Here is a 17,706-nt window from a genome sequence, read left to right on the forward strand (position 1 = left end):
TAGCGCCCTCGACCGCGTCGCGCGATGATTTGGGGCAGGGTGGCGCGGGCTGCTTCTGACGTATCGTGGAAGGCATGTGTACACGCGTAAACCCAGAACTCTCCGGTGATGGCTGGTCTAAGGGGCCGGGCGGGGTGCCGGTATGGGGCAAGTTTGGAGCTGCTGGCCTTTTCTTGGTGGCGGGGGATGAGGTGTTGCTCCAGCACCGCGCCACGTGGACGAATAATGGCGGGACCTGGGGAATCCCGGGCGGGGCGCGGGATAAGCCGGAGTCCCCGGAGCAGGCAGCGCTGAGGGAGACGGCGGAGGAAACCGGAATCTCGGCCTCAGACGTCGAGGTGCTGGATGCGCTGGTCACCTCCGGGCCCTTCGAGGAAGGCTGGACCTATACCACGGTGTTGGCGCGGACTGTCTCGGGCCAGCGGCTGGAGACGACCGCCAATGCGGAATCCGCCGAGCTGCGCTGGGTGCCGTTTAACCAGGTAGAAGAGCTAGATCTCTTGGCTCCCTTCCGGGAAGCGCTGCCGCGGCTGCTGGAGCGCTGGGAGGAAATCAGCAGCTGATACAGGCGCGCGGCGGGAACCTGTGGCACGCTGTAGGGCATGATTGAAGTAGCCGGACTGACCAAACAGTACAAGTCTGTCCGCGCCGTCGATGACCTCACCTTCCAGGTGAAGCCGGGACAAGTGACCGGCTTTCTGGGGCCTAACGGCGCTGGAAAATCAACGACGATGCGCATGATCCTGGGTTTGGACAAGCCCACCGCTGGCACTGCTCTGGTGCACGGCAAGCCCTACCGCGAGCTGAAGAACCCGCTGCGTGAGGTGGGCGCGCTTCTCGACGCCAAAGCGGTCCACGCCAACCGCACCGCCGCCAACCACCTGACGTGGATGGCGCAGGCTAATGGCATTCCTACTTCCCGCGTCGACGAGGTGCTGGGTCTTGTGGGCCTGGCCGATGTTGCCGGCAAGAAGGCCGGCGGCTTCTCCCTCGGTATGGGCCAGCGCCTCGGCTTGGCGGCCGCCCTGTTGGGGGATCCGGGCGTGCTGATCCTGGATGAGCCGGTCAACGGCCTAGACCCGGAAGGTATTCGCTGGGTGCGCTCGCTCGTGCGCGCGCTGGCCGCGGAGGGCCGCACGGTGCTCATCTCCTCCCACCTGCTGGCGGAGATGGCACAGACGGCGGACCACCTCGTGGTGATTGGCCGCGGCAGGCTCTTGGCTAATCAACGCACCTATGACTTTGTCAAGGAAAACTCCAGTGCCTCGGTTATCGTGCGCTCGGAGCACTTGCGCGAGTTCGGCTCGGCGCTGAAGGAGGCCGGCATCACGTATAGCGAGTCGGTCGATGAGGAGCAGCGCCGCACCTTGGTTATTCCGAACCAAACCACGGATTACGTGGGTCAGCTGGCCTACTCCACGGGTGTGCCGCTGACGGAATTGACGCTCCACCGCGCCTCGCTGGAAGAGGCCTACGTGACTATGACGGAACGCGCGGTGCAGTACCAGGCGGCGGCACCGAAGGAAGGGGTACAGCGCTAATGTTTTTCAACACTGTGCATGCGGAGTGGACGAAGCTGCGCACGACGAAGTCCTTCTGGTGGACCACGGCCCTCATCATTCTCATCGTGACGGGCTGGACACTGCTGAACTCGCTGAACGCGGGCGAGGCGGTGCTGGGCATTAGCCCGCTGCAGGAGCGGGCCTTGGCCTCCATCCTCTTGCTCATGGGCATGCCGATCATAATGATCCAGGGCGCGATGGTGGTGACCACGGAATACCGCTATAAGACGCAATCCTTGACCTTCATGACCAACCCGAAGCGCTGGACAGTGGCCTGCGCCAAGCTGCTGCTCTACGGCGTCATCGCGGCCATTATTGCTTTCTTGAGCCTGGTGTACATCTTCGCGTTGGCGGATATGACGACGAATGAATCGGCGGCGGAGGCTTTCCAGCCCTTTGCCAGCGAGGACGGCAAATACATGCTGTGGTCCTTCCCGCTCGCGGCCTTCGGCGTGGTTGCCTTCGTGCAGGGCCTGGGCATGCTGTTGCGGCAGACCGCCGGCACGGTGGCGATTTCCCTCATCTTGTACTTGGGCTTGGAAAACATCGTGCGTGTGCTGCCGACGGTGGGCGATAAGGCCATTCACTTCATGCCCTTTACCGCCTTCCAGAACTGGGCGGTGAACTATGTCGATGAGAACGCGCCGTGGTCATCGGTAGGATTTGAGGCCCTCGTCTTCTTCGGTTGGGCCGCGGTGCTGTGGATTTTCGGCGTCATCGTGCTGGAGCAGCGCGACGCGTGATTCCTTTTCCACTCCTGGCTACCTTGGCGCTGTTGTCCGCAACAGCGCCTTTTGCCACTGATATGTACTTGCCGGTGATGCCGGAGATCCTCTCCGATCTGGGCACCACCCGGGCGATGGTCCAGCTGACCATTTCGGGCTTCTTCATCGGCATGGGCGTGGGACAGTTGGTGATGGGCCCGCTTTCCGACGCCATCGGGCGCAAACGCCTCCTCATCGCCGGCGCCTCCCTCGCGCTGGTGGCCTCCGTGCTGGCGGCGCTGGCTCCGACCGCCACCGTGCTCGTGGCCGCCCGCGCGCTGCAGGGCCTCGGCGGCGGTGCGTGCGTGGTGCTTGCCCGCGCGGTGGTTCCGGACCTTGTGCACGGCGCGGCGGCCGCGAAGGCTTATTCGCTGCTCATGGCGCTGCAGGGCATCGCGCCGGCGGTGGCCCCGGTGCTCGGCGGTGTCCTGGCGGAGCCGCTGGGCTGGCGCGGCATCTTTTGGGTGCTCGCCGGGCTGCATGCGGTGCAGTTGGTGCTTGCTGTTTCCATCGTCCCGGAAACCGCGGGCGGCCGCTCCCGCGCCGGGCTGTTCCGCGCGGTGGCGGGCAACTACTGGGCGGTCCTGACCAATGCCCGGGTGTGGGGCTACCTGGTGACCATGGCCTTCGGCTTCTGCTCGATGTTTTGCTACATCTCAGCCTCGGCCTTCGTGGTGCAGAACCAGTGGGGCTTTTCGCCGTTGGGCTATTCGCTGGTTTTCGGCATCAACTCCGTGGGCCTCTTTATGGCCACGCTGGTGAATTCGCGAGCCATGGATTCGGTCTCCCCGGCGGTCATGCTGCGCATTGGTGTTTGTGGCGTTCTTGCGTGTGGGGTGCTCTTGCTGCTGTCGGTGCTGTTCGGCGCCCCGGTGTGGGTGTGCCTCCTCGTGCTCTTTGTGTGCGTGGCGCCGACCGGCTTCATTATGGGCAACGCCACCGCGCTGGCGACGGGCCTCATGCGCCCGCGTGCGGGCAGCGTGTCCGCCATCATGGGCTTTGGTCAGTCCTTGCTGGCCAGCGCCATCAGCCCGCTGATGGGATGGGGCTCAAATGCGGCGCTGACCATGGCCACCGGAATGGTGTGCTGCAGCTTCATCTCGCTGTGCGGCCTTGTGGTGTCTACGCGGCTGGCCCGCGGCGCCGCTTAGTACGCACGGCTTAGCGCACGGCGCCTTGCAAACGGCGCCCTGCAAAAGGCATCAGTCAAAGGGCGTCTTTGCCTCTGAAAACGCCTTTTGCGGGCGCTAGATGGCGTTTTTAGGACCAAAAACGCCTTTTGGTGGACGCCTTCTGGGAGATGCCTTTTGCTTTTGGTGGGTCTACTGCAGGGCGGAGGTTAGGCGCATGACGTTGTCCACGTAGCGGCGCAGCAGGCCGCGCTCGTTCCACTCCTCGAGGGTGAGCTCGTGGCAGACCTTCTTGTAATTCCTCGCCAGCTGGGTGAAATCCTCGATGAGGTCGCCCTTGGCCACCAGCATCGTTGATTCATAGTTGAGGCCGAAGGAACGCATGTCCATGTTGGAGGAACCAAACATGCACAGTGGGTCGCGCTCCGGAAGATTCGGGTCCGCCAGGATGAACTTGGAGTGCAGCACGAAGGGCTCGGGGAATTGGAAGATCCGCACGCCAGCCTCTAAGAGCGCCTGGTAGTAGGAGGACTGCGCGTGGTTGACCATGAATTGGTCCGCCTTCGCTGAAACCAGGAGCTCCACCTCGACGTCGCGGTAGCACGCGGTGGTGACCGCTTCCAAGAGGGACTCGTCCGGAACGAAGTAGGGCGAGCAAAGGATGAGCTTCTCCTTCGCGTGGTGCACCACCGAATTGAACATACGCAGGTTAGGTTCCGTGGTGTAGCCGGGACCGGAGGGGACCAGCTGGAGGTGGTTGGAGTCCGCGGTCATGGCGTCGTCATAGGGCTGCATGTCCAAGGACAGCTGCTCCTCAGATTCCAGGTACCAATCCACCGCGAACACCGAGGCCAAGGACGTCACCACAGGGCCGGTCATCTCGACCATGTAGTCGATCCATGCGCGGTCCTTCGTCTTGTATTCGCGCTTAATCATGTTCATCGAGCCCAAGAAACCCGTGTGGCCGTCAATGACCACGATTTTGCGGTGATTGCGCAGGTCCGGGCGGCGGAAGCGGCCCTTGTGCAGCTGCAGCGGAAGCATGAGCCGCCAATCGACGTCTATAGCGCTCAGGCGCTTGCCCAGCGTGAAGTAACCCTTGTACTTCAGGCTGCCAATCTGATCCAGCAGCAGCTTGACCTCCACGCCGCGCTTTCGGGCGCGCGCTAGGGATTGGAAGAAGACATCGGTCACTTCATCCCAGGACTGGATGTAGATTTCAATGAGCACGTACTTTTCCGCGCGGTCCACCGCCCGCGCCATGGCCAGGATGGCCTCCTCATAGGAAGCGTGCAAGCCCTTGTTATGCCCAATCAGAGCCGGGTGCCCGGTGAGGTTGCGGTTGAGCTGGATGAGGGATTCCACCTCCGGGGAGAGGCGGCCCGAGGGGTGGTTGGGGGTGGAGGCGGTGACGTCGTTAAGCAGTGCGTTGGCCTCTTGCTGGATGCGGTGGCGCCGACGGTTGATATAGGGCGAGCCCATGAGCAAGAACAGGGGCAGGCCTACGATAGGCAGCACCAGAATGGCCAGCAGCCAAGCGGTGGAGCTAGACGGGCGGCGGCCTTCGGGGACCACGCCGATGGCGATGATTTTGATGCCGTAGTCAATGATCAGCAGCACAAGCTGCCAGACGGAGAGATCGATGTTGAGGTTCATGGCAGGCTAGCGCACCGATGCGAAATCGGGGACATCGAAATCTGCGATCAGTGGCACGTGGTCGGAGGTCTTGTCGCCGGCGCGCTCAACCATATCCACCTGGGCACCTTGGATCAGGCGTGCAAGCGGCTCGCTGGCCAGCTGGAAATCGATGCGCATGCCCTCGTTTTTCTGGAAGCGCAAGGACTTGTAATCAAAGTAGGTCCAGCGGTCTTCCTCGGTGAAGCGGCGTGTGACCTCCTCAAGCCCGGCCTCCTCCAGCATCTGGAAGGCCGCGCGCTCCGGTTCGGTGACGTGTGTTTTGCCGCGGAAAAGGGACATATCCCAGACGTCCTCATCGCGCGGCGCAATGTTGAAGTCACCCGTGAGCAAGAGTTTCGACTGCGCGCGGGTCTCCACATAGCGTGCCAACGAATAGAGGAAGTCCAGCTTGTAGTCGAAGTGGCGGTCCGTGATCTCGCGTCCGTTGGGAACGTAGAGGGACCAGATCTCAATCCCGCGGATGCGGGCCGATACCGCCCGGGCCTCGCGCGCCTGATCCTTAGCGGGATCTTTGTGGAAACCGGGCTGACCGGGGAAGAAGGTCTGGACCTCCTCCGGCTCCTCCTTAGACACAATGGCCACGCCATTCCACTGGTTAAGCCCGTGGCAGGTGACGTGGTAGCCGGCCTCCTCAAAAGGCTCGCGGGGGAACTTCGCATCCGCCACCTTGGTTTCTTGCAGACAGAGCACGTCGATGTCGTGCTTGGCCAAAAGATCCACCGCGCGCTGCGCGCGGGTGCGAACGGAGTTGATGTTCCAGGTAGCGATGCGCATGTGGTTTAGGGTACTTGAGGCAGGCGGCGGGCGTAACGGTGGCGGTGCTGCTCTAAGAAGCCGAGCTTCTCATAGAGGCGAATTCCCGCCGCGTTGTGTGCCACGACCTGCAGGTAGGCCTTTTCCGCGCCCTGAGCCTTACCCCAGGCCAGCATGTGCGCGCCCAGCGCGGTGCCCAGGCCCTTGCGGCGCCAGCCTTCGGCCACCTCCACGGCGGAGTAACCCAGCCACACGGTGCCGTCACCGGATTCGGTGAGCGTGCCGCGCGTGATCGCGATGGTCTCACCAGCAGGGGAGAGGAGGCGTCCGAAGCCCATCGTGCCCTCGATGTGGCTGCGCAGGTACTCCAGCGCCAGCGGTGGCAGGGCTTGGCCGCGGAAGTGGTAGAGGTTGAGCCACTCGGAATCGGGTTGCTCATCGATGACGAAGTGGACGTCGGAAAGCGCGGGCAGCTCATCCAGGTCTCGGACCATCACCAGGATTTCCGGTTCGAGCTCCCAGACTTCGGGCTGCGCCGCCACGAGCTTCTCAGCAGGCTTGCCGATGCGCTCCGGGATGGCCAAGCGCACCGGAAGATCGTGGCGTGCATAGAAGGCTTCAATCTCATCGAAAGGCACCGGCAGGAAACCCGCAGACGGGCCGAGCGGCACCGCCGAATTGGAGCGGCCCGTCACGCCATCGCCCGCGCGCATGAGCCACTGGCCATCGGAGGTCCACGTGTGCTCCTTTCCCGGGAAGGCAGCCGCGGTGGCCACCTCGACGGCGCGGATATCGGAATTGCGCACCGTGCGCGGGGAGAGGCGCTTAATAATCTTGAGCTGCTCCGGCGGAATCTCCACCGCGTCGAGCGAAGAGGGGTAGCCGCCGACTTCCTGCGGGCGGATGACCAGCGGATCTACGCTGAGCACGTGGCCAATCACATCGCTGTGCACGCCGCCGAAATCGCGCCGGGCCACCACACGCTCGCCCACCTGGACGGCATCGGAGCGGAAGATGCGGGACATTAGTCCTCGTGCCCGAAGGGGTCTTCGTCCTCGCCCGGAACCCAGGTGAGGCCGGCCTCGGTCCAGCCGTTGCGCTTAATGGCCTTCTTGGCTTGGCGCTTGTAGCGGCCGGTAAGCACGTCGGTGTAGACGAAGCCGTCGAGGTGGCCGGTTTCGTGCTGCAGCATGCGCGCGAAGAAGCCATAGCCCTCGATGGAGATGTCCTCGCCCTTTTCATTCTTGCCGGTCACGCGGGCCCAGTCAGCGCGGCCGGTGGGGAAGCCCTCGCCCGGAACGGAGAGGCAGCCTTCGTCCTCGGAGCCGTCGTCAGCCGGCATGGTCTCCGGGATCTCGGAGGTTTCCAGCACCGGGTTGATGACGCAGCCGCGGCGCATGCCGCCGTCGGGAAGCTCGGTGCCATCCGGCCCGTCGGTGTCGGGGCAGTGGTAGACAAAGAGGCGCTTGTTCACGCCGATCTGGTTTGCGGCCAGGCCAACTCCGTGTGCGGCATCCATGGTTTCGTGCATGTCTGCGATGAGCTCCTGCAGCTCGGGGGAGTCGATGGGCTCGGTGACCGGCTCGGTGGGGTTGTGGAGGACCGGGTCGCCGTGGATAACGATGGGACGAATAGTCATGGAATACAGTTTAAGCATGCATTCCCTGTCAGACCTAGACGCCGCGATTTTGGAGTTCGAGTCCCACGCCCCGCGCGATATCGGCGCGAAGGAGGAGGCCATCCGCACGCAGCTGGACATTACTCCGGTGCGCTATCACCAACGCCTCAACGTGCTGCTCGACAACCCCGCCGCGCACGCCTCCTACCCGCTGCTGGTCACCCGTTTGCGCCGGCTTCGCGACGCCCGCGAGGACATCCGGCGCGCCGCACGCGACAATGCGCCGGACTAGGGCTCGCAGATACTAGAGTGACCAATGTGACTAATGTGAATCCGGAAAACTCTGCCTCGTCCGCTGACCGCGCGCGCCACGCCGCCGAGTCCGACTCGGCCGCCGCCCCGGCCTCCGCTAGCAAGCTCCCGCTGCGTGGTGTCGCCATGGTGCTCATCGCCGTGGCCGTCATGCTCGGCATGTGGGCTCTGTACGCCATGACCTCGGATAGCTCCGAGGATGCCGCCCAAGACGCGCCCGCCAACGATGCCGCCGTGTCCAGACCCGCCACCGGTGGTGCCGAGGGCGATGCCGCGACTGGCGGCGCTGCGGGCGAAGCCGGCAAGAACAAGGACGCCGCCGAGAACGAGCGCCCGGCTGATACCGAGGCCGACTCGGAGAACGCTGCTGAGGCCGGCGCTGAGCATGGTGGGAACGCCGAGGCCGGCGCACCCGCGGGCAATGCCGATCGCCCGCAGGCGGAAATCCCCGTCAACGTTTATAACAACTCCGGCCGCGTCAACTACGCCGCCGATGAGGCCGAGCGCCTCAAGAGCAAAAAGTTTAGGGTCGCCGAGGTAGGAAACATCAGCGATGATGTCCTCGTCGCGCCGCAGACCACCATCTTCTTCCCACAGGGTGATGCCGCGGCCGAGAACCTGGCCAAGGAAGTCGCCGCCCAGTACTACGGCGGCAACGTTCCGGCGGAAGCCATCGCGCCGTACCCGGCCGAGCTGACCGGGGATTACACCAAGGGCGATGCCGTCGTCGTGGTCCTCGCCGTTCCCCAAGCCTAGGGAATAAAAACTTATTAAATTCACCCTGTTGGTGGATAGGATGAATGGGTGAATATTCCGGAAGAGAACTTCGCCCGTTCGCCCGAGCCCACGCTGGGTGTTGAGTGGGAAGTTGCCCTCGTTGACCCAGTGACCTGGGATCTCGTGCCGCGCGGCGCCGAGCTTATCGACGTTGTCCGCGCCTCCCACCCCTCCGTGCACCTGGAAAAGGAATTCCTCCAAAACACGGTGGAGCTGGTGACCGGGGTGTGCCGGACGGTGCCGGAGGCGATGGGGGACCTTCGGGCGTCGCTCAGCGCAGTGCGTGAGGCGGCCGATTCCATGGACGTGCGCCTGTGGGCCTCGGGTGGGCACCCGTTTACGGACTTTCGGAAGAACCCCGTCTCCGCGAAGGAGAGCTACTCCGAAATCATCAACCGCACCCAGTACTGGGGCCAGCAGATGCTGCTGTGGGGCACGCACGTGCACGTCGGCATCAGCCACGAGGAACGCGTGTGGCCCATCATCAACGCGCTGATGACGAAGTACCCCCACCTTCTGGCCATTTCTGCCTGCTCACCGGGGTGGGAGGGGCTCGATACTGGCTATGCCTCCAACCGCACGATGCTCTACCAACAGCTGCCCACCGCGGGCATGCCCTACCAGTTTGAGAATTGGGAGCAGTGGCAGGCCTACATGCGGGACCAGGCTATTTCGGGGGTCATCAACCACACGGGCTCGATGCACTTCGATGTTCGCCCGGCCTCCAAGTGGGGAACGGTGGAGGTACGCATTTCCGACGCCGCCTCCAACCTCCGCGAGCTTTCCGCCATCGTGGCGCTGACGCATTGCCTGGTGGTGCACTATGACCGCATGATCGACGCGGGCGAGAAGCTGCCGACCCTCCAGCCCTGGCACGTGGCGGAAAATAAGTGGCGCGGTGCGCGCTATGGCATGGACGCGCTGGTCATCACCTCGCGCGAGACCGATGAGCGTTGGATCAAGGATGAGCTGACGGATCTCTTAGTGGAGCTGGCCCCGCTGTCCGAGGAGCTGGGCTGTGCCCGGGAGCTGCAGCTGGTGCAGGAAATCATCGATTCCGGGGCGGGCTATGAGCGCCAGCGCCGCCTGTACGAGGAAACCGGCAGCTGGCAGAAGGTGGTCAAGGCCACCGCGGATGAGATGGAGCAGCTCTTGCCGCTCTAGCCTGAGTACCGAACGATCAATCAAGGCCCGGAAACTGATGGTTTTCCGGGCCTTACTTGATCGAAACGTCCTTTTGGGAAGCTGCCTCGCCTCGACGAGGACGTTTCGATCAAATAGTGCGCTAAAACGGGCGGGTTTTGCCCCCTTATTTGATCGAAACGTCCCCTAGCTCTCCGCCACCGCGCGCTTGCGTGGCGCGACGAATCCCCACACCGCGTAGACGGCGATGAAGGCAACGCAGGACAGCGTCCACAGAGAAGTCGCCCACGGCTGGAAGGACTCGATCGCATCGAGGTTGGCCGTGGACATGGTGAACCACACTGGCACCGACATAAACGGCAGCGACACCACGAACAGTGCCGCCACGGAGGCGAGGCCGGCGAGTTGCTCGCCGAACTTACCGGACAGGCGCGCGCTGAGCGCCTGGTTGACCGATACGAAGACCATGACCACGAAGGGGATGGTCCACACGAAGTGGTGGTACCACGAGAAGGGGGAGACCAAGCAGGTGCTCAGGCCCGTCAACGCGAAAGCCGCCGAGCGGTTGCCGCGCAGGTATGCGGTGCGAAGCGCCAGGCAGGTAAGCGCAAAGACCACGATGACCGCCAGCAGCCACCAGATGCCGCCGTCGACGCCTAGAACGCGGTACATGAGCGAGCGCAGCGACTTCGCGCCGGGGTTGGCGTGCTCGCCCACGCGGGAGGAGTTGAACATGGCGTCGGTCCAAAAATCCATCGCATCGGGCACGAAGAGGAAACCGAGCACGACGGTCACCAGGAAGGTAATGACCGCCCCCGCGGCGGCCCACCAGCGCTTCTCAAAGAGCAAAGCCAACCCCATATAAGCCGGGGTCAGCTTGATTCCCGCGGCCAAGCCAATACCCACGCCCGGCAGGCGGCGCTTAATCGGCAGGAAATCTAGGGCCACGAGCAGCATCAAGAATACGTTGACCTGCCCGTAGTACAGCGAGCCGTGCATCGCCTCATTCGCCGGGGTCAGGGCGGTGAGCAGCACCGCTACCAGGACGGCCGCCGGGGTCACCTTCATGCCCCGCTCACGGAAGATCATGATGATGATCGCCAACACCGCCAGGAACATGAGCGAGGGCCACATAAAGGTCAGCGCACCCTTGCTGAAGAAGGGCAAAACCTTAAACAGCAACCCCGCAAAGGGCGGGTACGTGAAGGGGAACTCGAAGATATAGGGGGCGTCGTAAAGCAGGCCGCCCGCGTTGAGGTCTTCGCCCGCCATGCGGTAGATGGAGAGGTCGAAGGGGAGGATATTGATGAAGGCATGGGGCCCATCGAACTGGCTGAACTTGTACACCATCACGGCGATGCACAGCGCGAGGACAGCGCATATCGTTGGTACGCCTTGCAGCTTCTTCACGTCGACTCTCCTCGGATGACCACCAATTATTGCCTTTTGCAGCCTATATTAATTCCCCCTCATTTCCTGGGAGAAGGCGCCCGTGTCCCTACTTTCGGCGCATGGAACGCGCGGCAGGGGCCTCATTGCGCAGCATTGACTCCGGCGGACCGTACAGGCCCTCACGGCGGGCGATACGCGTGGTTCTTTGCGCGGTCACCGGGCTGGTGATCATGGCGAAAAGAACAAGCAGCACCAGGATGCCCAGGTCGCCGCGCTCAGCCACGCTGAAGCTCTCCGAACCCGTCACCTTGATGATGGCACCCAAAATCGTGAAGATGAGCCCGGTGGTTTGGGGTTTGGCAATGGCGTGGACGCGCGCCATCGTGTCCTTAAAACGCGCCACTCCAATCGCGGCCGCCAAGGTGAGTATCGAGCCAAGGAGAATGAGGATGATGGAGAGGATATCGGCAACTACTGCATAACTCATGAGTCCCTCTTCCTAAAGCGAGTAACGGAGACCGTCGAAATGAATCCGAGGAGCGCCACGACCAACATCGCGTTGGAGACCGTCGTGTCCAGCGTCCAACAGATATAGGTGGCCAGGGCGCATTGGAACATGGCCACGAGCCCGTCCATCGCGATGAGCCGGTCGAGCGAGTTGGGCCCGATGACGATGCGCCACGTGGTGATGAGGAAGGCCACCACGAGGAAGCCCGCGGCCACGGTGAGCAGGATGTTATACACGTCAGTATCCATCAGGGGTGGCTCCTTTCGAAGATGGCAATCATATCGGCCTCCAGCTTGCGCACCGCGGCGATCTCACGCTCCAGGTGGGCTTCAGAATCGGCGTCGAGGAGATGGATGGTGAGCATGCGGTTCGCAATGTCGATATCGGACACCGTGCCGCCCGGCTGCAGGTTGTACAAGCTGACCGCCAGCGCCAGAACGAACTCATTCTCCACGCGCATCGGGAGCCTGACAATCGCGGTCTTCGGCACCTCCTGCGGGCGCACGGCCAGCCAGCCCACCTTGATGGAAGCTTCCATGAGCTCTATAAACCACTGCGCCATGAAGACAATCAGCTTGCCCCAGCTCACCGAAATCCCCGCCACGGGCATCGCCGGCAGCGGCAGCGCGAAGACAATGAACAGGCTGGCAATCAGCCCGCCCACCAGGTTCGCCACGGTGACTTCGCCCATGAGCATGCACCACATGACGATGATCCACACCATGAACCACGGGCGGAAGCGGTGCTTAATTCCGGAGAATCTCATCGCGAAACCTCCTTTTCTTCCTTATCCACGGAGGTGGGCAATGCAGGCGTGGCGCTTGGCGACGTCCTCGTTGTCGGCGCCACCGGCTCCGGATCCGGGAGGGGCTCGCTGCGGTTCTTCCGTGAGTCGGCGCCCTCCTCGTAGCGTTCGGCGGGGTCCAAGTGCCGCGTTGGGTTCTCGGCGGAATCTCCCAGTACCGCGTAGCGGTAGATGGAGTCATCCTGCGCGGACGTCGCCGCGCGGGTGGTAACCCCGGAGATGGGGCCGGCGAGGAAGGTCATCGATACTGAAGCGATGACGAGCAGGGACGTGGAAGCCAGCATGCCGAAGGGTACGCGGCCGACATCGGCGCGCTCCTCCAATTCGACGTACTCGGTGACCTCCCCGAGCGGGGAGGGCCGCGCCATGGCGAGGTTGCCTTCGGGGGCATCCCTGCGATCACGCAGGAAGCCCTTGGCCCACACGAGGATCATGACGTAGAGGGTCAGCAGCGAGGTGAGGACCGCGCCGCCGATGAGGACCCACGACATCCAGGAACCCTCGTTCGCGCCGGCCTGGATCAACATGATCTTGCCCAGGAAGCCGGAGAAGGGCGGGATGCCGCCCAGGTTCATGGCCGGGATGAAGTACAAAATGGCGATGAGTGGCGCGGAATAAATCAGCGAGCCCAAGCGCCGCAGCGAGGATGTGCCGGCTTGGCGCTCGATGAGACCTACCACCAGGAAGAGTGCGGTCTGCACCAGAATGTGGTGCACGGCGTAGAAGATGGCGCCCGACAAACCTTGCGCGGTGCCGAGGGCAACGCCGAAGACCATGTAGCCGATGTGGCTGACCAGGGTGAAGGACAGCAAGCGCTTGATATCCGATTGCGCGATGGCGCCCAAGATACCCACGAGCATCGTGGCCAGTGCGACCCACATGAGCAGGCCATCGAGGCCGCCGCCGGTGAAGATGGAGGTACGCGCGCGGATGATGGCGTAGACACCGACCTTGGTAAGCAGGCCCGCGAAGACCGCGGTGACGAGCGAGGGCGCGGTGGGGTAGGAGTCCGGCAACCAGGCATCGAGCGGGAAGATGGCCGCTTTGATGCCGAAGGCGATGAGCAACACGGAGAAGACCGCGGAGCGGGTACCGGCCGGGATGTCCTCCATCCGGAGGCCGATCTGGGCCATGTTCATCGTGCCCACCGCGGCGTACACATAGGCCAAGGCCAGCACAAAGATGAGCGAGGAAGCCATGGAGACCATGACGTAGCCCACGCCCGCCCGCACACGTGCGGGCGATGCGCCGAGGGTCAGCAGCACGTAGGAAGACACGAGGAAGATCTCGAAGCCTACGTAGAGGTTGAACAAGTCACCGGCCAGGAAGGACACATTCACGCCCATGGTCAGCAGCATGTAGTTGGGTAGGAAGACCGCCACCGGCTCGTCCTTGGTGCCATCGCGCACGCCCTGTGAGATGGCGTACCACATGACGGAGAACAGGACGACGGAGGAGGTAAAGAGCATGACCGTGGACAAACGGTCCGCCACGAGCGTGATGCCCACCGGGGCGTCCCAGCCGCCCACCTGGAGGGTTTGGATGCCGGTGGTATCCGCGATGAAGATCAGTGCGGCGTTGACCGCGGCCAGCGTGAGCAGGGAGAAGAAGGCGATGCGGCGTTGCGCATGAGCATTGCGCGCAAAGAGCATCGCCAGCGCGGCCGCCAGTGCGGGGATGATGATCGGAAGGGGAATCAGGAAGCTGACGTAGGGCAGTAGCAGGTCCACCAGGGGCGAGATAGTTTCACTCATCGGTGGCCTCCTTCACGGGAGCCTCGAAGAACTCGGGGCCAAACTTATCGCCTTCCTTCGTGGTACGGCCGGTGGTCGGATCATTGGAGGCATCGTGGTCGGGGGCGGCCGAGGCATTGCCCGGGCGCGAGGCAATCGCCGCGATGGCGGTGTCCTCGGTGTCATCCTCAATCACGTCCGCGGTGCGGTAGCGGTATTGGCGGTAGGCCAAGGTGAGGATGAAGCCGGTCAGCGCCATTGAAATGACGATCGCGGTGAGGATCATCGCCTGGGCCAGCGGATCGGCGATTTCTTCGCCATAGGGCAGGGAGGTCCGGCCGTCGATAGGCGGCGATCCCGCCTTGCCGCCGGCCATGAGCACGAAGAGGTTCGCGCCATTGCCCAGCAACAAGATGCCGAGGAGCATCTTTGTCATCGCGCGGTCCAGCAACAAGTAGACCCCGGCGCCGCAGAGCACGCCCGCAGCGAGCAGGAGCATGAGGTTGGCATCCACTAGGCGTGTCCTTTCTCTGCGGTGGCAGCTTTTTCTTTCTCTTTTTCTTTCGTGCGGCGTGCCAAGGAGCGGGCACGGTCGCGGGCGCGTTGCTTACGCATCTCTTCTTCCTCATCGAGCTTGGCGCCCAAGGAGGACAGGACGTAGAGCGTGAGGCCGACGACGATGAGGTAGACGCCGGCGTCGAAAATCAGCGCCGAAGGCAGGGACACATTACCGATGAGTGGCACGCCGACCTTCGTGTATCCGGTGGTCAGCGGCGGGTAGCCCAAGAGCATCGGGGTGATGACTGCGCTGAGGGAGAGCAGCAGGCCGACCGCCATGGTCCGACCGCCGTCGAGAGGCAGCGCCTCATCGAGCTCCGCGCGCCCGCCGGCCAGGTAGCGCAGAATCAGCGCCAAGGCCGCCACGAGGCCGCCGGCAAAACCGCCGCCGGGGGCGTTGTGGCCGCCGAAGAAGAAGTACAGGGAGAGCACCATCATCGAGGGGAAGAGGATGCGGGTGCTCACGTCCACCATGAGCGAGCGGTTGAGTGCCTTCTCCGATTCCACGCCCGCGGCCAGCCAGCGGCGGCCGGTGACCTGCAAAGTCGGGCGGCGGGAGGAGCGGGTGAAGCTCTGCGTGCGGTAGATCAGTGAGGCGATACCCGTCGCCGCGATGATGAGTACCGTGATTTCGCCGAAGGTATCCCACGCGCGCAGGTCCACGAGCAAGACGTTGACCGTGTTGGCGCCGTGGCCGATCTCCTTGGCCAATTCCGGCATGTACTGCGAGATGGGTTCCTCGCGCCGGGCGTTGATGGCGAACATGCCCACCACGGTGACGGCCAGGCCCACGCCCACCGCCAGCCACGCGCGCAGGCGGCCGGATTTGGGGTCCTGCTTCCACTCGGTATTCGCCGGCATGCGGCGCAGCACGAGCATGAAGAGCACCATGATGATGGTTTCCACGAGGAGCTGCGTCAGCGCCAAGTCCGGCGCGCCGTGAAGCGCAAAGATGAAGGACAAGGCGTAGCCCGTCGCGCCCACCAGGATGACGCCGGAGAGGCGGTTATCCAGCACCGTGGCGGCGACGGCGGCGATGATGATGACCACCGCGGCGATGGCCTGCCAGGGGTTCTCGGCCACGATCATGTGTACGTTGGTGAGATCGCCGCGGATAAGCATGACGATGGGCAGCACCATGAGCGTGGCAAAGATGACCGTGAGGTTGAACTGCAGCGAACCGCGCTGCGTGGAGGCGGTGATGCGCAGGGAGAGTTGGCGCAGGGCGTTAATGACGGCGTCGTAGGAGTCATCGGCCGAGCCCAAGGCCGGGTAGGTGAACTGGGCCTTCGCGAGGGCCTGGCGCTGCCAGTGCAGGAGAGAACCGGCCACGATGATGAGCACGGAGAGCAGCAACGGGATGGTAAAGCCATGCCACAGCGCTAGTTCGGAGGCCTGCTCCGCGCCAAAGGTGTTGTCCAGGTGCTGCGCGATGCCGTGGGACAAGGGCAGCGGCAGCAGACCAAAGAAGATGGTCAGCAGAGTCAGCACCGTCGGCGGGATCCACAGGAAGGGGCCGATGTGGTGCATATTCGCTACTGCCTCAGAGGGCTCCTCCTGCCCCTTCGAGGAGAACGCACCCCAGAGGAAGCGCAGCGCATAGGCCATGGTCAGCGCGGAGCCGACGACGACCGTCACGAGCAGCATGTTGCGCGGCATGCCGACCAAGAGCTCCTCGTGCATAATCGCCTCGAGCGTGGCCTCCTTGGACACAAAACCCAGCAGCGGCGGGATACCGGCCATCGACATCGCGGGGAGGATGGCCAGGATGTACAGCGCGGGTTTCTTCTTGCCCAGGCCTGCCAGCTTGTCGATGTCCCTCGTGCCCGCCGAGTGGTCGATGGCGCCGACGATCATGAAGAGTGCTGCTTTGAAGAGGGAGTGCGCGAAGGTCAGCGCCAGGCCTGCCTGCATGGCCTCGCGGGAGCCGATGGCGATGATGGCGGTGATAAAACCCAGCTGCGAGACGGTGCCGTAGGCCAGAACCAGCTTTAGGTCACGCTGCTTGAGCGCCATCCAGCCGCCGAGCAGCATGGTGAAGGCACCCAAGGGGATGACCACGAGGTGCCAGGTGGGGATGTCATGCACCGAGGGTGCTAGGCGTGCGACGAGGTAGATGCCGGCCTTCACCATTGCTGCGGAGTGTAGGTAGGCAGAGACCGGGGTCGGCGCGGCCATGGCGCCGGGCAGCCAAAAGTGGGCGGGGGCGATGGCGGATTTGGAGAGCGCACCGCAGAGAATCAACACGATGGCCACGGTGAGGAAAGGCGTGTTGGCCAGGTCCTCGGTGGCGGCGATATCGCTGAAGGACCACGCACCGGTCTGGCGGCCGAGGAGGGTAATGCCCACGAGCATGGCCAGGCCGCCGAGGACGGTGACCATGAGTGCCTGCTGCGCTGATCGCCGGGATGAGGCGCGCTCGCCGTAATAGCTCACGAGGAGGAAGGAAAGCAGGGAGGTGATTTCCCAGAAGACATAAAGCAGCAGGAAATTATCGGAAATGACCAGGCCATACATGGCCGTGGCAAAGCCCACCATCTGGCTACCGAAGAGGGCAAGGCGGCGCCGGGAGTGGTCGAAATAACCCCAGCAATACAGCAAGACCAGCGCGCCCACACCCAAAATGATGAGGCTGAACAGCGCGGAAAGCGCGTCCATGCGCAGGTTAATCGTTAGGTGCGCGGCGGGCATCCAGTCGAGGTCATACGCCAGCTGGTTGCCGTCGCGCAGCGTTCCAGTGGTGAGCTGTTGGAGCACCCAAAAGAAGCCCACCGCGGGCACGACGGCAAGGAGGCCGAAGGCGCGGCGGCCGAGATAGAAAAGGAGGAATGGAGCGACGATGGTAGTAAGTACCAAGGCGCTGAAGAGAGTGAGCACGAGGTTGCGGTGGCGTCCTTTCCTTGTCGGGGACTGGGCAAACCCCACCGCAGCGGCGGGCGTTCACTAGTGCTCA

18 protein-coding genes are annotated in these 17,706 nt (G+C 63.5%); 7 read left to right on the plus strand and 11 right to left on the minus strand.

Annotated features, from left to right (window positions below):
* Nucleotides 1-74 precede the first annotated feature (74 nt).
* From HMPREF2808_RS00270 to HMPREF2808_RS00285, 4 genes are read left to right on the plus strand one after another with little or no spacing between them, the layout of a single operon-like run.
* On the plus strand, nt 75-563 hold the full coding sequence (locus tag HMPREF2808_RS00270; protein WP_070596813.1) for an NUDIX domain-containing protein: 489 nt from the start codon (nt 75-77) through the stop codon (nt 561-563).
* 39 nt (nt 564-602) lie between these two features.
* Nucleotides 603-1,541 carry an ABC transporter ATP-binding protein gene (locus HMPREF2808_RS00275; RefSeq protein WP_070622906.1) on the plus strand — a complete coding sequence of 313 codons (939 nt, stop codon included), beginning with the start codon at nt 603-605 and terminating at the stop codon, nt 1,539-1,541.
* Entirely contained in the window at nt 1,541-2,305 is a 765-nt protein-coding gene (locus HMPREF2808_RS00280) for an ABC transporter permease (RefSeq protein WP_070564185.1), read from the plus strand. Before HMPREF2808_RS00275 ends, HMPREF2808_RS00280 begins: the two co-directional genes overlap by 1 nt.
* On the plus strand, nt 2,302-3,477 hold the full coding sequence (locus tag HMPREF2808_RS00285; RefSeq protein ID WP_070622909.1) for a multidrug effflux MFS transporter: 1,176 nt from the start codon (nt 2,302-2,304) through the stop codon (nt 3,475-3,477). The genes HMPREF2808_RS00280 and HMPREF2808_RS00285 overlap by 4 nt, the downstream gene beginning before the upstream one ends.
* A gap of 171 nt (nt 3,478-3,648) precedes the next feature.
* On the opposite strand, the gene HMPREF2808_RS00290 is transcribed toward HMPREF2808_RS00285, so the two are convergent.
* Genes HMPREF2808_RS00290 through HMPREF2808_RS00305 form a run of 4 tightly spaced genes read right to left on the minus strand, consistent with a single transcriptional unit; the run spans nt 3,649 to nt 7,546 of the window.
* On the minus strand, nt 3,649-5,112 hold the full coding sequence (locus HMPREF2808_RS00290; protein WP_070622912.1) for a phospholipase D-like domain-containing protein: 1,464 nt from the start codon (nt 5,110-5,112) through the stop codon (nt 3,649-3,651).
* Nucleotides 5,113-5,118: 6 nt separating this feature from the next.
* Nucleotides 5,119-5,928, minus strand: coding sequence for an exodeoxyribonuclease III (locus tag HMPREF2808_RS00295; RefSeq protein WP_070622915.1), 810 nt, complete (start codon nt 5,926-5,928; stop codon nt 5,119-5,121).
* Between the two features lie 5 nt (nt 5,929-5,933).
* Nucleotides 5,934-6,932, minus strand: a complete 999-nt coding sequence (locus HMPREF2808_RS00300) for an N-acetylglutamate synthase, CG3035 family (RefSeq protein ID WP_070622918.1) — start codon at nt 6,930-6,932, stop codon at nt 5,934-5,936.
* Nucleotides 6,932-7,546, minus strand: coding sequence for a peptide deformylase (locus tag HMPREF2808_RS00305; protein ID WP_070532411.1), 615 nt, complete (start codon nt 7,544-7,546; stop codon nt 6,932-6,934). The genes HMPREF2808_RS00300 and HMPREF2808_RS00305 overlap by 1 nt, the downstream gene beginning before the upstream one ends.
* 16 nt (nt 7,547-7,562) lie before the next feature.
* Here HMPREF2808_RS00305 and HMPREF2808_RS00310 point away from each other — a divergent pair, with 16 nt between their 5' ends.
* From HMPREF2808_RS00310 to HMPREF2808_RS00320, 3 genes are read left to right on the plus strand one after another with little or no spacing between them, the layout of a single operon-like run.
* Nucleotides 7,563-7,817: a DUF3263 domain-containing protein gene (locus HMPREF2808_RS00310; RefSeq protein WP_070522640.1), complete on the plus strand. Its 255-nt coding sequence runs from the start codon at nt 7,563-7,565 to the stop codon at nt 7,815-7,817.
* Nucleotides 7,818-7,843: 26 nt separating this feature from the next.
* A complete protein-coding gene (locus HMPREF2808_RS00315) occupies nt 7,844-8,593 on the plus strand; it encodes a LytR C-terminal domain-containing protein (protein WP_070623139.1) in 750 nt (249 codons plus the stop codon).
* A 48-nt stretch (nt 8,594-8,641) separates the two neighbouring features.
* Nucleotides 8,642-9,778: a glutamate--cysteine ligase gene (locus tag HMPREF2808_RS00320; RefSeq protein ID WP_070622921.1), complete on the plus strand. Its 1,137-nt coding sequence runs from the start codon at nt 8,642-8,644 to the stop codon at nt 9,776-9,778.
* A gap of 165 nt (nt 9,779-9,943) precedes the next feature.
* Here HMPREF2808_RS00320 and HMPREF2808_RS00325 read toward each other — a convergent pair whose 3' ends face one another.
* The 7 genes from HMPREF2808_RS00325 to HMPREF2808_RS00355 form a co-directional block, all read right to left on the minus strand.
* Nucleotides 9,944-11,167 (minus strand): glycosyltransferase 87 family protein, encoded by a 1,224-nt coding sequence (locus tag HMPREF2808_RS00325; RefSeq protein ID WP_070532189.1) that lies wholly within the window; start codon nt 11,165-11,167, stop codon nt 9,944-9,946.
* An 88-nt stretch (nt 11,168-11,255) separates the two neighbouring features.
* The gene (locus HMPREF2808_RS00330; RefSeq protein ID WP_070522648.1) at nt 11,256-11,636 is read right to left on the minus strand and encodes a monovalent cation/H(+) antiporter subunit G; all 381 of its coding nucleotides are present in this window, start codon (nt 11,634-11,636) and stop codon (nt 11,256-11,258) included.
* A complete protein-coding gene (locus HMPREF2808_RS00335; RefSeq protein WP_010188770.1) occupies nt 11,633-11,905 on the minus strand; it encodes a monovalent cation/H+ antiporter complex subunit F in 273 nt (90 codons plus the stop codon). Before HMPREF2808_RS00335 ends, HMPREF2808_RS00330 begins: the two co-directional genes overlap by 4 nt.
* Entirely contained in the window at nt 11,905-12,423 is a 519-nt protein-coding gene (locus tag HMPREF2808_RS00340; protein WP_070522651.1) for a Na+/H+ antiporter subunit E, read from the minus strand. The genes HMPREF2808_RS00335 and HMPREF2808_RS00340 overlap by 1 nt, the downstream gene beginning before the upstream one ends.
* Nucleotides 12,420-14,216 carry a Na+/H+ antiporter subunit D gene (locus tag HMPREF2808_RS00345; protein WP_070622924.1) on the minus strand — a complete coding sequence of 599 codons (1,797 nt, stop codon included), beginning with the start codon at nt 14,214-14,216 and terminating at the stop codon, nt 12,420-12,422. Before HMPREF2808_RS00345 ends, HMPREF2808_RS00340 begins: the two co-directional genes overlap by 4 nt.
* Nucleotides 14,209-14,709 (minus strand): Na(+)/H(+) antiporter subunit C, encoded by a 501-nt coding sequence (locus tag HMPREF2808_RS00350; protein ID WP_070564160.1) that lies wholly within the window; start codon nt 14,707-14,709, stop codon nt 14,209-14,211. The genes HMPREF2808_RS00345 and HMPREF2808_RS00350 overlap by 8 nt, the downstream gene beginning before the upstream one ends.
* Nucleotides 14,709-17,630, minus strand: coding sequence for a Na+/H+ antiporter subunit A (locus HMPREF2808_RS00355; protein ID WP_070622927.1), 2,922 nt, complete (start codon nt 17,628-17,630; stop codon nt 14,709-14,711). Before HMPREF2808_RS00355 ends, HMPREF2808_RS00350 begins: the two co-directional genes overlap by 1 nt.
* Nucleotides 17,631-17,706: the final 76 nt, after the last annotated feature.

The sequence above is a fragment of the Corynebacterium sp. HMSC078A10 genome (assembly GCF_001811565.1).
In the GTDB taxonomy this organism is placed as follows: Bacteria; Actinomycetota; Actinomycetes; order Mycobacteriales; family Mycobacteriaceae; genus Corynebacterium; species Corynebacterium hesseae.

Bases quoted from the DNA above. Each gene is read 5' to 3' on its own strand.
- HMPREF2808_RS00345 (WP_070622924.1), bottom strand. From the start codon at position 14,216: ATGAGTGAAACTATCTCGCCCCTGGTGGACCTGCTACTGCCCTACGTC.
- HMPREF2808_RS00270 (WP_070596813.1), top strand. From the start codon at position 75: ATGTGTACACGCGTAAACCCAGAACTCTCCGGTGATGGCTGGTCTAAG.
- HMPREF2808_RS00305 (WP_070532411.1), bottom strand. From the start codon at position 7,546: ATGACTATTCGTCCCATCGTTATCCACGGCGACCCGGTCCTCCACAAC.
- HMPREF2808_RS00330 (WP_070522648.1), bottom strand. From the start codon at position 11,636: ATGAGTTATGCAGTAGTTGCCGATATCCTCTCCATCATCCTCATTCTC.
- HMPREF2808_RS00300 (WP_070622918.1), bottom strand. From the start codon at position 6,932: ATGTCCCGCATCTTCCGCTCCGATGCCGTCCAGGTGGGCGAGCGTGTG.
- HMPREF2808_RS00335 (WP_010188770.1), bottom strand. From the start codon at position 11,905: ATGGATACTGACGTGTATAACATCCTGCTCACCGTGGCCGCGGGCTTC.
- HMPREF2808_RS00295 (WP_070622915.1), bottom strand. From the start codon at position 5,928: ATGCGCATCGCTACCTGGAACATCAACTCCGTTCGCACCCGCGCGCAG.
- HMPREF2808_RS00340 (WP_070522651.1), bottom strand. From the start codon at position 12,423: ATGAGATTCTCCGGAATTAAGCACCGCTTCCGCCCGTGGTTCATGGTG.
- HMPREF2808_RS00280 (WP_070564185.1), top strand. From the start codon at position 1,541: ATGTTTTTCAACACTGTGCATGCGGAGTGGACGAAGCTGCGCACGACG.
- HMPREF2808_RS00275 (WP_070622906.1), top strand. From the start codon at position 603: ATGATTGAAGTAGCCGGACTGACCAAACAGTACAAGTCTGTCCGCGCC.
- HMPREF2808_RS00310 (WP_070522640.1), top strand. From the start codon at position 7,563: ATGCATTCCCTGTCAGACCTAGACGCCGCGATTTTGGAGTTCGAGTCC.
- HMPREF2808_RS00290 (WP_070622912.1), bottom strand. From the start codon at position 5,112: ATGAACCTCAACATCGATCTCTCCGTCTGGCAGCTTGTGCTGCTGATC.